This is a genomic window from Paenibacillus sp. 23TSA30-6, assembly GCF_014858585.1.
In the GTDB taxonomy this organism is placed as follows: Bacteria; Bacillota; Bacilli; order Paenibacillales; family Paenibacillaceae; genus Paenibacillus.
The window spans coordinates 43,598-55,965 of record NZ_SLTL01000002.1; the positions used below are offsets into that span (position 1 = coordinate 43,598).

Here is a 12,368-nt window from a genome sequence, read left to right on the forward strand (position 1 = left end):
TGTTAAGGAATGAACTGCTGCACGATTTTAACGACCTTACCGTCACGCAACGTCACATGGTATGGAAATTGGCTGAGATCCAATACATCTTTTTTGGCAAAATCTTTTTCAAACTGTGCCAAAGGTATCGATTCATTCCATTTTACATCTGTATCTTCTATACGACCTGTATGATCATAAATTTGCACCTCTACCGAAGCATCTGGCGCAACCTGGTACACGTCATTTTGCACGGAATTATTCACGATATAGTAGCCATCCGGTGCTCCGTCCAACCCTGTGTTTCCTTCATGCTCCAAAAATGCCTTATCTGCTGCCGCACCTTCATACCATTCAATCGGGTCAGCCGACAAATAGATTTGTCCGTTACGAATCTCCATTTGGTTTATATAAACGGTCTCCTGATTTTCAGCAGGTGCTACTGGCGTGTAGCCTTGTGCTGTTGCCCCTGCCGTCGTAATCAGCATCATCATTAAAGCCAATACGGTCCATTTCGAAGCTAGTTTCATCATGTCTGATCTCTCCTTACCGTTAGGGTATGTACACGGTGTCTGTAAGCTTCATTACCCTTATACACTTACTATAAACGTTGTAAGGTTAAAAAGTGTATCAGATACGTAAAAAGAAGTTACGATTTTTTAAGACTTGGTCTTAAAACTTGCTTACATATCCTATTTACGCCTCACTATTTGATCAATCCGACCTGACGTGCCTGTTCTTCGGTGAGAATAAACTCTTCATTTTGCCATACCTCGTCCTCTTTGGTTACAGCGAACATTCCCATGATTTCCGTCCAGATTCCTTTGTCGGCAGCTTCCTTTTGTGTAATAATAATTTTCATATCGCTTCCTCCTCCTTGTGTAAAATGTGTGTAATTCATGGCTGTTGCTCTGTGTGGCCCACTACGCGAACAGATGGTTTCTCCCTTCTAAAACTTATGTTGATCTTACAGTACTCATCGTAAATTCGCCCAAGGGATTCTTGTCCCGCTTATAACATATGTACCCTTTTCCTGTCGAGATTATTCGTTTCTTATTTGTAACCTTAAAATTTTATACATATGATTTGTTATTTTTCATGGAGAATTCCTTTGCTTGCTCTATTCTTTCGTTAGAGTCTCCCCTAGTCTAATTAAAATAAGAAAGGGACCCACATAAGTGAGTCCTAAACTATCAAGCTTCTATTTATCAATTAAGTTTACGTAATGATTAAGTATAGCAAAAGCAGGCATCCTAACAGCACTCCTTAACACTTGAGCAACTGCTTTCTTGCCCACTTCGTCATCATTTAAGCCTAAAGCTCCGATGACTTGACTAGAGAACTCCTGAAAGCTTAAAACAGTGGGATTCCCCCCCTCTTTTTGTTTTAAAAGAATCCTGGTGTTTTCTTTTAAAACAGAGTTTAAATTGTTGTACTGTTCACGGTTGAGCCCTTTAGAAATCACCCAATCCCATATTACATTTTCTTCGGGATTTACAGCAATCTGTCTCAACAAATCCACATACAGTTCAAGGCGATCGACCTTTTCCTGAAGGGTTTCACTCATGATATCGACCACCTTCTCTGTTTATTTTATAAGAATACAAAAACCAGAATATTAGCCACTGTATTTGCTACAGAGCTACTTACCCAAGGTACTTGCATTAGCGCTTGTACAATTACGTCTTTAACCGTGTCCTCCACAGCGTCACCTAACGAAGATAAAAATCTAAGCTCATTTACAACATGGTGACGACCTTCTAGTAGGGCATCCTTTGCTTTCTGACTAGGTATATAGTCAATTATATTATCTATATAGCTAGAATCAAGTTTATCTGCTAATGCTTCAATAGCCTTAGCTGCTATCTTCGCTTTTGCCTGCGGCTCTACAACTTGTTCCCCTGTTTGAGTAGGTTCGACAACACTTATGGAAGCTTCTACAGGAGAAGCTAAAGCCGAGATAGGTGCAACTACGAATGAAGATAAAAGTATTGCAGATAAAGCACAAGTCAAAAGATTTTTTCTCATAGTCCAGTAGCCTCCTAGAATAATTAATGAGTATATTGAATGCTGGCCAGCAGTTCAACCTAAACAATTTATTCTGAAGTTCTAAGGGTGTATTTGAGCGATCTAAGGATGTATGTAAGATTTTCATGATGATTATACTAGGTTTTTCTGCGCTTTTCAACATAATTCAACAAATTATGTTTATATATTACAATATATCCATATTGTTATATATTCATATGAAATAGAAAATGATTTCTATAAAAATAGCCAGCTATAAAAAGAAAAACGGGCCGCAGGTTTAACCTACAGACCGTAATTCTCAAGAATTTTCTATGAACAGTTGCCCAGAAGCACAAAAGCAGCGGAGAGGATGGAATCGTTCTGAAGAAGCGCAGCGTTCGCCTTTGTCCCCGGATTTCTACCCTTGAACATATAATCAGGAAATCCGGGGGCAACAGCGATCGGAAGAATGATCCGTCCTCGTAGCGGCCATTAACCGCATACCGTTACTCAGTCATCCAGCATCTTAATAGGACGTAACGCCCTTATTATACAGAAAAGTAAAAAGGTTGCACGCATACCGGCTTGGACACAGTTACTTGTTGTCCCGTGTAGGTCAGTCGTCCACTAGCCTTGTCCACTTTAAATGTAACGATGTTATTCGTATCGCGGTTTGCCACGAGCAGGTGCTCACCGTTTGGAGTCAGAGCAAAATGGCGCGGATGCTCGCCTTCAGCAGATACATGCTCTACCAGGCTCAGCTTGCCTGTTGCAGCGTCTACAGCGAACACTACGATGCTGTCATGCCCACGGTTAGAACCGTACACATAAGCACCATCCTCCGAAATAGCAATCTCAGCGGTTGTATTTTCGCCCGTAAAATCAGACGGCAATGTAGGCACGCTCTCAAGCTCAGTAAGCTTGCCTGCTTCTGCGTCATACGCAAAAGAAGTAATGGAAGAATCCACCTCATTAATGACAAAAGCAAACTTACCGTTCGGGTGGAACGTCAAGTGACGTGGACCTGCACCTGCATGGGTTTTCGTTTCGCCATGAAGCACCAGTTGTCCTTTGCTGTCATCAATAGTATAGACACGGATCAGATCCAGACCGAGATCCTGTACGAACAGGAAACGCCCGTCAGGGCTAAAGAAACTGGAGTGTGGATGCGGACGATCCTGACGCTCAGGATGCGCTCCCTTGCCCTCATGCTGTTTAACATCCAGCAACTCGCCGATACGACCATCCTCGGTTAGAGACACCAGTCCCACCATACCTCCGTGGTAGCTGACTACGATCAGGTAGCGATCGGATGGATCACGCTGAATGTGACAGGTTGTTGCGCCAACGTTTTCCGCCCGGTTAAGCAAAGTAAATGTCCCTTTGACCGGATCAATTTCAAAAGCAGCAGCTTCGCCCACCTTCGCTCCAGTAGCAGAAGTCGTTTCCCCAATGGAATACAGCTTCCGGTTCTTCACGTCTACGTTCAGGAAGGTTGGATTTTTCAATCCGGAGAACTCATCCTGTAATGTAAGAACCCCTGTTTCTTCATTAAAAGTGTACGCATAAACTCCGCTGCCTTCCAATTCGGCGTAAGAGCCTGCGAATACGAGCAATTTTTGTTGTGCTGTCATGGTTGTGTCCTCCTCGAATTAGAAAAATAATGGGCAATTGGAATGATTGCTCCTGGTTCAAATAGCGCTAAGAGGCGCGTTGCACGACGGGCTCTGTAGACAAAGCCACATTTCCCGCTACGGCACGCGAGATCATGCAAGAGCTCTCTGCCTGCTCTGCCAGCCGCAAGGCCTGTTCGATCTGCGATTCTGTCGCATCGGCGGCCAAATGAACTCGCGGACGATGTATAATTTTACGATATGTAAAAATATTGTTCGTTACATCGACAATGCCTTCGGATTCCAGCGCCAGTGAAGCCACCGGAAGACCAGCGCGCTCCATCATCGCCGCCAATGTAATCAAATAGCAGGTCGCGGCAGCGCCTAGCAGCATTTCATCCGGATTGGTGCCCACACCGGGACCACCCATCTCCGCCGGGATCGAAATCGCTGTCCGCAGCTGTCCGGCCTCAATATGACCGTCGCTGTTGCGCCCCCCGTTCCAGTCTGCCTTGAGCAGAAAGGTATGCTCCATTTCAGGTCACTCCTCTCTCTTGTATTATGAATCTTTACACAGGTGAATGTAAAGGTTAGTCGATCTCCCGATTTTTCGTTTCGGTACCCAGCAACCATACCGCCGCCGCTCCAATCAGGATCGCTACGAAGAAAATCACAAAGATAGATTGTATCGCCATGCCCTGTCCGACCAGCATTCCGACCAGAAAAGGCCCGATTACGCCACCAATACGGCCAAACGCAGCCGCCATACCCACTCCGGTAGAACGGACGGATGTCGGGTACAATTCCGGGGTATAGGCATACATGGCTCCCCACGCGCCGAGATTGAAAAAGGACAAGCAGATACCAGCAGCCAGCAGCATTCCTGCCGTTTCCGAGGTACCGAACCAAATAGCGGACACCGCCGTTAGCAGTAAATAGACGATCAGCACGAATTTGCGGCCCAGCTTTTCAATCAGATATGCGGCAGTAAAATAACCTGGCAATTGTGCCAGCGTCATGATCAGGACATACTCAAAGCTTTTAACCAGCTCAAAACCCTTCATAAACATAATGCTTGGCAGCCACAGAAACATTCCGTAATAGGAAAATACAACCGTAAACCATAAAATCCACAGCATTAACGTGGACTTGCGGTTCGACCCTGACCAAATGGAAGCCAGTCTTGCACGCAGTGGAAGCTTGACACTCTGCTGCTTGTATCGCGGTGAATCCTCTACCGCTTTGCGTAAATAAAGAGCGTACAGGGCTGGTACTGCGCCGAGAATAAAGGCCATCTGCCAGCCGTACTTTGGAATAACAAAATAGGCAATAAGCGCAGAAAGAATCCATCCCGCCGCCCAGAAGCTTTCCAACAGAACGACCGCTTTTCCCCGTTCCTGAACCGGCACCGATTCCGACACCAGCGTCGAAGCCACAGGCAGTTCCCCTCCCAAGCCTACGCCTGCAATAAAACGCAACACCAGTAGTACACCAAGCCCGGTCGCCAAAGCCGACAAACCACTTGCAACGGAAAAGATCAACAGCGTCCACACTAATATCGCACGCCTGCCATAGCGATCAGCCAAAATCCCCGCTAAAGCGGCCCCAAACACCATCCCTATTGAATTCATCGCAGTCAGCAGACCAATCTGCTCTGAACCCAAATGCCACTCCTTAGCCAGCGCTGCGGCTATGAACGAAAGCAGCCCCACGTCCATGGCATCAAACAGCCAACTGAGTCCTGCGCTAAACAGCAGCTTTCGCTTTTTGGATGGTGGTAATGAAGTCAATTCACTCATGATTCGCTCTCCCTTAAAAATGCATCATATATAGCCGTATATTCAGGTGTCTTGTCACCTGTAGCTTAGCATCTATTGTACCGCAAGCTCCCTTCATCTGCGAGCATTTTAAAGTAAAAAAATCTCTTGTTGCCGCTCTTGAAAGGAAAACGAAAAAAAGCGGAAGATTGCCTAGGGCAATTCTCCCGCCTTCTGGAACCTGCCACTTACCGGTTTTGGACCAGGCCGATGATCGTCACCATGAGCACCAGCAGTTGGATGAGTGTATCGTTGCTCATTCCAATCGCCTCCATCCCATATGAGATACTCCTTCGGCCGTTTCCCCTCTCCCCGGATCATGACGCTTGTTCCCCAATACATACCTATGCAGGCGGCGGGAAGCTTATGATCTTTAGTGAATGAAAATTCTCCATATTCATTTAAGGCTTGATCCAGGACCATTGCAAATCCATTTCCTGAATGCATTCGCGGTTATCGTGTTCATCATTGGCGACCAGCGGGGTCACCGGATAGATGCTCATATCGCCCTGTTCATACGTGCACAGCAACGGTAGCAACTCATCGATGTTCTTAATGGACGGGTCCAGCCATGAATCCATATTCGAGGATTCCAAAATGGCGGGCATACGGCTGTCAAATTCACGAATATCCGAATTGGCCTGCACCGTCATCATCGTACAGGTACGTAGCGGCTCCTTACGGCTATCCTGCCATACCTCATACAAACCCGCGACCGCAAACATTTTCTGTCCCGGCAGCACCACCCGCACTGCGCACATACGTTTACCGAGCTTTCGCCAATAATAAAAACCGTTGCAAGGAATGACACAGCGCCGGGTTTCGGCCATTTTGCGATAGCTCGGATTTACTCGGACCGTATTCAAATCAGCATTGACGCAATCCTTGCCCCAGTAGGGGATAAATCCCCAGCGAAATTCATCTAGCACCCGTTCCCCCTCCTGATGCAGCACGATGGGAACATGCTGGGTAGGGCTCATATTGTAACGCGTTTTATAATAATACATCACCCGTTGTATGCCAAAATGATCCCTTACCTCGTCCAAATCAGCCGATAACGAAAACCTTCTGCACATATGCTATTCATCCTTCCGCCTTCTTTTTCATCTATTGTGCGGTTATACAAGGAAAAATATGCATAAAGCAAAAAAGCGCATGGCAAGAACATATAGCAATATCCCCGCAATTTTGAAGCTGCGGGGATCGATGCTAAGTTATATCTATTTCTTTTCTACTGCATGACCGCCAAATTCATTGCGCAGCGCGGCAACGACTTTCCCGTTGAACGTATCTGCATCCAGAGAACGGTAACGCATTAGCAGGGACAACGCAATAACCGGAGTAGCCGCCTGAATGTCCAATGCCTCCTCAACCGTCCATTTACCTTCGCCGGAAGAGTGCATAACCCCGCGGATTTCATCCAGATTTGCATCCTTGGAAAATGCACGTTCGGTCAAGCCCATCAACCAAGAGCGAATAACCGAACCGTTGTTCCAAACACGTGCCACTTGCTCATAATCGAAGTCAAAGCTGCTTTTCTCCAGCACTTCAAAGCCTTCACCAATGGAGGCCATCATGCCATATTCCACACCGTTGTGAACCATTTTGAGAAAATGTCCGCTACCGGATTTACCTGCATAGAGATAACCATTTTCCACCGCTGTATCGCGGAAAATAGGCTCAACAAACGCCCATGCTTCCGGGTCGCCGCCGATCATGTAACAAGCGCCACTACGGGCACCTTCCATACCTCCGGAGGTTCCGGCATCCATGAAGCTGATGCCGTATTCCTTCAGACGAGCATGACGGGCAATCGACTCTTTGTAATGAGAGTTACCACCTTCAATAATAATGTCCCCTTTGGACAAAATCGGTTGAAGCTGATCCAGTACGGAATCAACAATTTGATGGGGAACCATAATCCACAGTACTCTCGGGGATTGGGTTGCCTGCACAAGTTCTTCCAGTGTGGAAGCACCTGTAGCACCGTAATCCTTCATTTCTTGAATCGCCGCTGCATTGACGTCGTAAGCGACAACTTCATGCTTGTGATCGATCAAGTTTTTTCCGAGATTCAAGCCCATTTTTCCCAAACCGATTAATCCAACTTGCATTGTAAAGGCCTCCTGCCGTAGCAAAAATATATTCTCAACGTAGTGGTGTGTACATGTTTACGAACGAACAACCGCTTTTTCAGAACGTTCTGACTTTTGATCCAGCCACCATGTAAAGCCCTGTTCCTCCAACAATTGGTCAGAAGCCTCTGGACCGTAGGAGCCTGCCGCATACGTATGAAGCGGAACTTCGCCGCGAGCAAAAGCTTCCAGCACTGGCTGTACCCACATCCATGAAAGCTCAACTTCATTCCAGTGAGCGAAATAGGTGGAGTCGCCGCGCAGCGCATCAAAGATGAGGCGCTCATAAGCTTCCGGTACATCCTTGGCCTCTGATGTGTAATTCATCAGCACCGTCTCCAGTTGACCGTTATTCAGTGGGTCCTTACTGTTCAGACGCAGTGTTACTTTTTCATCCGGATTCACATGAATCGTAAGCAAGTTCGGCTCGGAAGGCTGTCCTTGAGCCGCATACGGGTCTGTGCTATCCTTTTTAAATTCCACGACGATACGTGTAGATTTTTCCTTCATGCGTTTGCCTGTGCGAATATAGAACGGCACACCTGACCATTGCTCATTGTCAATCCACAGACGAGCTGAAATGAAAGTATCATTTTGTGAGTCCGGTCCAATGTCCGGCTCTTCTTTATAGGAAGGGACTGCTTTTCCGTTAATCTCACCATTCGTGTATTGGCCTCTCACCACGCTGGAAGCAATATCGGAAGGATCAAGCGCACGCAACGCCTCCATAACCTTGCTTTTTTCGTCACGCACCTGATCTGCCGTTACATGTCCCGGCTTATTCATAGCCGCCATCATCAGCACTTGCAGCATGTGATTCTGCACCATGTCCCGAATAGCTCCGGAGTGATCATAATATCCTGCGCGTTCCTCGACGCCTACAGTTTCGGAAGCGGTAATTTGAACATTGGCAATGAATTGATTGTTCCACACACCCTGAAGCAATGGATTAGCAAATTTCAAGGCTTCAAGGTTTTGCACCATCGGCTTACCCAGGTAATGGTCAATACGATAAATTTCATCCTCGGCAAACGTTCTGCTTAAGCGATCATTCAGCTCACGTGCCGATTCCAGATCATGTCCGAATGGTTTTTCGATAATAAGCCGTTTCCAGCCCTTCGTTTCAGCCAAACCGCTTTCCCGAATGTTGAGGGCAATCACATCAAAAAATTCCGGTGCCACCGATAAGTAAAACATGCGGTTCCCCGGAATTCCCAAGTCATTTTCACGTTGCTCAGCAAGCTGTAACAGCTTTTTATAATCTTCAGGGTGATTGACGTTCAATGCACTGTAGCGGAAAGCGCTCAAGAACTGATCCATCTGTGCACGGTCATTATTCACGTGTCTGGAAAAATCCTTAATGGATTGTTCTACGTTACTTTGAAACTGTTCGTCAGCCACTTCACGACGCCCCATACCAATTACAGAAAAGGAAGCCGGAATTTTACCTTCTACAAACAAATTATACAAGGCAGGGTAGATTTTACGTTTAGCCAAATCCCCTGTCGCTCCAAATAAGACAAAAGTCATTGAATCCATGAATTATTCCTTCTTCCCATTATAAAAGATGAGGTTATTAAAAGTTACCTGAGGAATTAACGTAACCTATAATACACCCAAAATAAGGGGCAAGTCAATCAAATTTTAGCAAAATCGTGAACATTCGATATTTCCTGTAATGATAACGTTTTCTGTGGTATGATTGACGCAAGGAATGAGGAAAAACTGTTAAAAATGTCACAGTTGACACAAACCAAGATAGTTACTATTGGTATACAGAGTTACTTTTAGTATACTGTTTAAAACAACCAATGAAATTGAGGGGATTCCGATGAGCGACGACAGGCAGCCTAAGCTTTTGTGCGGCAAGGTGGAACAGTCCTTTCAGATCATCAGCAAAAAATGGACCGCTCTCATCATTCATACTTTGATGGAACATCCCAAACGATTCAGTGAAATTCATGTTTCCATACCTGATCTTAGCAAACGTATGCTGAACGAACGCATTAAGGAGCTGGAGCATAGCGGCCTGATCCTTCGCAATGTCATTACAGAGCGGCCTGTGCGTACCGAGTATTCGCTGACACGCAAGGGTAAAGAGCTCGGTGATGCATTGAATGGCGTAGAGAGCTGGGCCGAAAGATGGCTCTAACCGCTAACAGGAGATCGTCATACACGGTCTCCTGTTATTGTGTTACCCTTTAGGAATCGTAATACAGGCTATAATGTGAAAATAATGGTACGCCTACCGGCAGATCATGATTTCGGAGCGAACCAAGAAAGGATGAGACCGATGGCATTTGGCATTACCCGGCAGGAGCTTTCAGCCTGGAAAAGAGAGGTCAGTCGCGGTGAAATTGCTTTTCTGACGCATTACTGGCTGGATGATCGCTTTCCAGGTATTACAACCGTAACCAAGGTGGGGTGTTCCAATTTGGAAAAGCTGCGTTTATGGTGCAGCAATAATGGATTGAACCCCCAATATATTCACCAGCGTCAGCCCTATCCCCATTTTGACCTGATCGGCAACAAACAAACGGAAATTTTGCGCAAGTACGGCATGAGCGAGCAATTTGAACGCTTCGGCCTTCATCTTCACACGGGCACACGTCCACCATTTTAAACCGCAGCTCCTAGAGCTGCGGTACTTTTGTTTTCATACCGGATAATACTTTGTGTATCCAAATCGCTGACATCGATCCTTCTCCCATCGCGACAGTCGCTTGCTCGGCATGGGCCCCCAAATCTCCGGCTACCCATACATTTTCTACATTTGTCATTTTGCTGCGGGGGTGAGTTTCAATATGCTTGTTATCCAGCAAATGCACGCCCAACTGCTCCGCCAGCTCTGAATGGACATGGTTGCCTCCAAAGGCCACAAAGCCCCGCTCCGCCACAACAACCTCTCCATTAGCCAATCGGACTCCTTCAAAATGTCCCGGTTCCGCGGTCAGGATTCTGGAAATGGATTCTTCCCTGTATCCAATTCCTTTCTCGCACAGCTTCACCATCAGCTCGTCCGGCACCTCTGAACGCTCATGGTTCACATAAACCAGGTGGTCAGTACGCGCTGATAATATCAGAGCCATAGAAGCTCCGGCTTTTCCCGCCCCCATCACGACCGTACTGCGATCCTGAATCTCGTATCCGTCACAGTCCGGGCAGATATACACGCTATTGCCCAAGCAGGCCAGAAGCCCGTCCAGCTTTGGTAAGCGATCGGTCAGCCCCGTTGCCAGCAGCAGCGTCTTTGAGGAATACACCTTCCCCTCTTCCACTTGAATGTCAAAAAGCTCATCTTTTTTGGTGGCTTTTACCGCCTTACCTTGAACAAATTCAGTGCCTAGCTTCGTGGCCTCACTACGTCCAAGCCGTCGCAGCTCTTCACCTGAAATCCCGTCAGGAAAGCCCAAAATATTATGATACTGATGGCACAACGTGGATCGACCATAGCCCGAATCTATCACCAGAACCCGATGGCTACTGTATCTTCCCAATTGAATAGCTGCTTGCAGCCCGGCAATCCCTCCGCCAATAATAATGCAATCGAATGTCATATGTTTTATCCTCCCTCATCCATACTTACCCATCCCAAACAAGCGCGTAAAGCAGCAATAACACCTATGTAACCCTCTCATGCAAATCTAAACGTAGCATCACCCGCTTACGCCTGAATTAACCCCTGAACCATCCCGTTCACAAAAAAGAAAAAAGCATATCCAGAAGCTCACACCTTAAAAATGGAATGAAAAAACACTGTGGATATCCACAGTGCTCTGTTCAGGCCAAACCTGAATCGTCGTTGCATTGTCTGGCTTATTTAAAAGTTTTTACGCGTTCTTCAACAGGTTGGAATTCTTTTTCACCTGGTTGGAATGTCGGTTTACCGAATGGCAATTCAGCAATCAGTTTCCAATGCTCAGGAATGTTCCATTCATTTTTCACTTTTTCGTCGATCAAAGGATTGTAATGCTGAAGGGATGCGCCCAGTCCTTCTTGCTCCAAAGCTGTCCATACAACCAATTGCAGCATTCCGTTGGATTGGTTAGACCAGATTGGGAAGTTGTCCGCATAAGCTTCAAATTGTTGTTGCAATCCAGCCACTACATTGTTGTCTTCAAAGAACAATACAGTACCGTAGCCGCTACGGAAGCCGTTCATTTTCTCAGCAGTAGATTTAAATTGCTCTTCATTGCCTACAACTTCGCGCAAAATATCTTCTGTAATATTCCACAGTTTGTCGTGATGCTCTCCGAGCAGTACAACTGCACGTGAAGTTTGAGAGTTGAAAGAGGTAGGTGTATATTTAACAGCTTCCTCTACAATCTCTTGAATCCGTTGGTCGGAAATTACTTGTTCTTTGCTAATACCGTAATAGGAGCGTCTTTCTTTCAGAGCTGTGAAGAAATCTTTAGCCATTTTTGTTACCTCCTGAGAAAAATTAATTACTTTTCGTAACTAAATATATATTGTATTTGTCTTAAAGTCAAGAGATTTATTTTTAAATATTACCAGTTCCTTGATTCATGATGGGCCGCCATTGTATTTTTTCTCACTGGAAGAGGTATGCTTAGTGACATCCTTATCTTTTTCCTCCTGACGTTCCATCTTCAAATCCTCTACGGGAATGGCGTCTACCGTCTGTTCACTTTCAAATCGGTCGAACAAGCTCTCCTGCTCCGTCGGATACTGCTCAGCGTGATCCCGATTTACGGGTTGTTCCTGATCGTCATGCGCCGTTTGTCCTTTTCCCGCTTGTCCCTTCTTCTCATCCTGATGGTGCAGGTCATCGTCAAATGAGGTCATTTCGCTTC

The 12,368-nt window shown here is 46.1% G+C and carries 16 protein-coding genes; 2 read left to right on the forward strand and 14 right to left on the reverse strand.

The genetic code is table 11. From position 1 onward, the window contains the following. Nucleotides 1-2 precede the first annotated feature (2 nt). The 11 genes from E0698_RS02025 to zwf all read right to left on the reverse strand — a co-directional run bounded on the left by E0698_RS02025 (nucleotide 3) and on the right by zwf (nucleotide 9,093). Nucleotides 3-512 (reverse strand): hypothetical protein, encoded by a 510-nt coding sequence (locus tag E0698_RS02025; protein ID WP_149094157.1) that lies wholly within the window; start codon nucleotides 510-512, stop codon nucleotides 3-5. Nucleotides 513-685: 173 nt separating this feature from the next. Next, nucleotides 686-841 carry a hypothetical protein gene (locus E0698_RS02030; RefSeq protein ID WP_170970838.1) on the reverse strand — a complete coding sequence of 52 codons (156 nt, stop codon included), beginning with the start codon at nucleotides 839-841 and terminating at the stop codon, nucleotides 686-688. A 339-nt stretch (nucleotides 842-1,180) separates the two neighbouring features. Beyond that, the gene (locus E0698_RS02035; RefSeq protein ID WP_192510459.1) at nucleotides 1,181-1,546 is read right to left on the reverse strand and encodes a hypothetical protein; all 366 of its coding nucleotides are present in this window, start codon (nucleotides 1,544-1,546) and stop codon (nucleotides 1,181-1,183) included. Between the two features lie 26 nt (nucleotides 1,547-1,572). Then, a complete protein-coding gene (locus tag E0698_RS02040) occupies nucleotides 1,573-2,007 on the reverse strand; it encodes a hypothetical protein (protein ID WP_192510460.1) in 435 nt (144 codons plus the stop codon). Nucleotides 2,008-2,537: 530 nt separating this feature from the next. Next, nucleotides 2,538-3,623 (reverse strand): lactonase family protein, encoded by a 1,086-nt coding sequence (locus E0698_RS02045; RefSeq protein ID WP_192510461.1) that lies wholly within the window; start codon nucleotides 3,621-3,623, stop codon nucleotides 2,538-2,540. A 67-nt stretch (nucleotides 3,624-3,690) separates the two neighbouring features. Then, on the reverse strand, nucleotides 3,691-4,137 hold the full coding sequence (locus E0698_RS02050; RefSeq protein WP_192510462.1) for an OsmC family protein: 447 nt from the start codon (nucleotides 4,135-4,137) through the stop codon (nucleotides 3,691-3,693). 55 nt (nucleotides 4,138-4,192) lie between these two features. Continuing rightward, complete coding sequence (locus E0698_RS02055) at nucleotides 4,193-5,401, reverse strand: MFS transporter (protein ID WP_192510463.1); 1,209 nt, start codon at nucleotides 5,399-5,401, stop codon at nucleotides 4,193-4,195. A 171-nt stretch (nucleotides 5,402-5,572) separates the two neighbouring features. Continuing rightward, a complete protein-coding gene (locus tag E0698_RS02060; protein ID WP_192510464.1) occupies nucleotides 5,573-5,842 on the reverse strand; it encodes a hypothetical protein in 270 nt (89 codons plus the stop codon). Continuing rightward, a complete protein-coding gene (locus E0698_RS02065) occupies nucleotides 5,821-6,495 on the reverse strand; it encodes an SOS response-associated peptidase (RefSeq protein WP_192510465.1) in 675 nt (224 codons plus the stop codon). The genes E0698_RS02060 and E0698_RS02065 overlap by 22 nt, the downstream gene beginning before the upstream one ends. A gap of 144 nt (nucleotides 6,496-6,639) precedes the next feature. Then, nucleotides 6,640-7,533: a phosphogluconate dehydrogenase (NAD(+)-dependent, decarboxylating) gene (gene gnd / locus E0698_RS02070; RefSeq protein ID WP_192510466.1), complete on the reverse strand. Its 894-nt coding sequence runs from the start codon at nucleotides 7,531-7,533 to the stop codon at nucleotides 6,640-6,642. Between the two features lie 57 nt (nucleotides 7,534-7,590). Then, a complete protein-coding gene (zwf, locus tag E0698_RS02075) occupies nucleotides 7,591-9,093 on the reverse strand; it encodes a glucose-6-phosphate dehydrogenase (RefSeq protein WP_192510467.1) in 1,503 nt (500 codons plus the stop codon). Between the two features lie 292 nt (nucleotides 9,094-9,385). Between zwf and E0698_RS02080 the strand changes: the two genes are divergently transcribed. Further along, a complete protein-coding gene (locus E0698_RS02080) occupies nucleotides 9,386-9,706 on the forward strand; it encodes a winged helix-turn-helix transcriptional regulator (RefSeq protein WP_044645595.1) in 321 nt (106 codons plus the stop codon). A gap of 141 nt (nucleotides 9,707-9,847) precedes the next feature. Then, nucleotides 9,848-10,177, forward strand: a complete 330-nt coding sequence (locus tag E0698_RS02085; RefSeq protein ID WP_192510468.1) for a hypothetical protein — start codon at nucleotides 9,848-9,850, stop codon at nucleotides 10,175-10,177. Nucleotides 10,178-10,187: 10 nt separating this feature from the next. Here the strand turns inward: E0698_RS02085 and E0698_RS02090 are convergent, their stop codons facing one another. From E0698_RS02090 to E0698_RS02100, 3 genes are all read right to left on the reverse strand, one after another. After that, nucleotides 10,188-11,111, reverse strand: a complete 924-nt coding sequence (locus E0698_RS02090) for an NAD(P)/FAD-dependent oxidoreductase (protein WP_192510469.1) — start codon at nucleotides 11,109-11,111, stop codon at nucleotides 10,188-10,190. Between the two features lie 259 nt (nucleotides 11,112-11,370). Next, a complete protein-coding gene (locus E0698_RS02095) occupies nucleotides 11,371-11,973 on the reverse strand; it encodes a nitroreductase family protein (protein WP_134909962.1) in 603 nt (200 codons plus the stop codon). 105 nt (nucleotides 11,974-12,078) lie between these two features. Next, complete coding sequence (locus E0698_RS02100) at nucleotides 12,079-12,360, reverse strand: hypothetical protein (RefSeq protein ID WP_134909963.1); 282 nt, start codon at nucleotides 12,358-12,360, stop codon at nucleotides 12,079-12,081. Nucleotides 12,361-12,368: the final 8 nt, after the last annotated feature.

Excerpts from the sequence above, each read along its gene's own strand:
- E0698_RS02030 (WP_170970838.1), bottom strand. The coding sequence starts at position 841 with ATGAAAATTATTATTACACAAAAGGAAGCTGCCGACAAAGGAATCTGG.
- E0698_RS02100 (WP_134909963.1), bottom strand. The coding sequence starts at position 12,360 with ATGACCTCATTTGACGATGACCTGCACCATCAGGATGAGAAGAAGGGA.
- E0698_RS02090 (WP_192510469.1), bottom strand. The coding sequence starts at position 11,111 with ATGACATTCGATTGCATTATTATTGGCGGAGGGATTGCCGGGCTGCAA.
- E0698_RS02080 (WP_044645595.1), top strand. The coding sequence starts at position 9,386 with ATGAGCGACGACAGGCAGCCTAAGCTTTTGTGCGGCAAGGTGGAACAG.
- E0698_RS02085 (WP_192510468.1), top strand. The coding sequence starts at position 9,848 with ATGGCATTTGGCATTACCCGGCAGGAGCTTTCAGCCTGGAAAAGAGAG.
- E0698_RS02045 (WP_192510461.1), bottom strand. The coding sequence starts at position 3,623 with ATGACAGCACAACAAAAATTGCTCGTATTCGCAGGCTCTTACGCCGAA.
- E0698_RS02095 (WP_134909962.1), bottom strand. The coding sequence starts at position 11,973 with ATGGCTAAAGATTTCTTCACAGCTCTGAAAGAAAGACGCTCCTATTAC.
- E0698_RS02065 (WP_192510465.1), bottom strand. The coding sequence starts at position 6,495 with ATGTGCAGAAGGTTTTCGTTATCGGCTGATTTGGACGAGGTAAGGGAT.
- zwf (WP_192510467.1), bottom strand. The coding sequence starts at position 9,093 with ATGGATTCAATGACTTTTGTCTTATTTGGAGCGACAGGGGATTTGGCT.
- E0698_RS02040 (WP_192510460.1), bottom strand. The coding sequence starts at position 2,007 with ATGAGAAAAAATCTTTTGACTTGTGCTTTATCTGCAATACTTTTATCT.
- E0698_RS02050 (WP_192510462.1), bottom strand. The coding sequence starts at position 4,137 with ATGGAGCATACCTTTCTGCTCAAGGCAGACTGGAACGGGGGGCGCAAC.
- gnd (WP_192510466.1), bottom strand. The coding sequence starts at position 7,533 with ATGCAAGTTGGATTAATCGGTTTGGGAAAAATGGGCTTGAATCTCGGA.
- E0698_RS02035 (WP_192510459.1), bottom strand. The coding sequence starts at position 1,546 with ATGAGTGAAACCCTTCAGGAAAAGGTCGATCGCCTTGAACTGTATGTG.
- E0698_RS02025 (WP_149094157.1), bottom strand. The coding sequence starts at position 512 with ATGATGAAACTAGCTTCGAAATGGACCGTATTGGCTTTAATGATGATG.
- E0698_RS02055 (WP_192510463.1), bottom strand. The coding sequence starts at position 5,401 with ATGAGTGAATTGACTTCATTACCACCATCCAAAAAGCGAAAGCTGCTG.
- E0698_RS02060 (WP_192510464.1), bottom strand. The coding sequence starts at position 5,842 with ATGGTCCTGGATCAAGCCTTAAATGAATATGGAGAATTTTCATTCACT.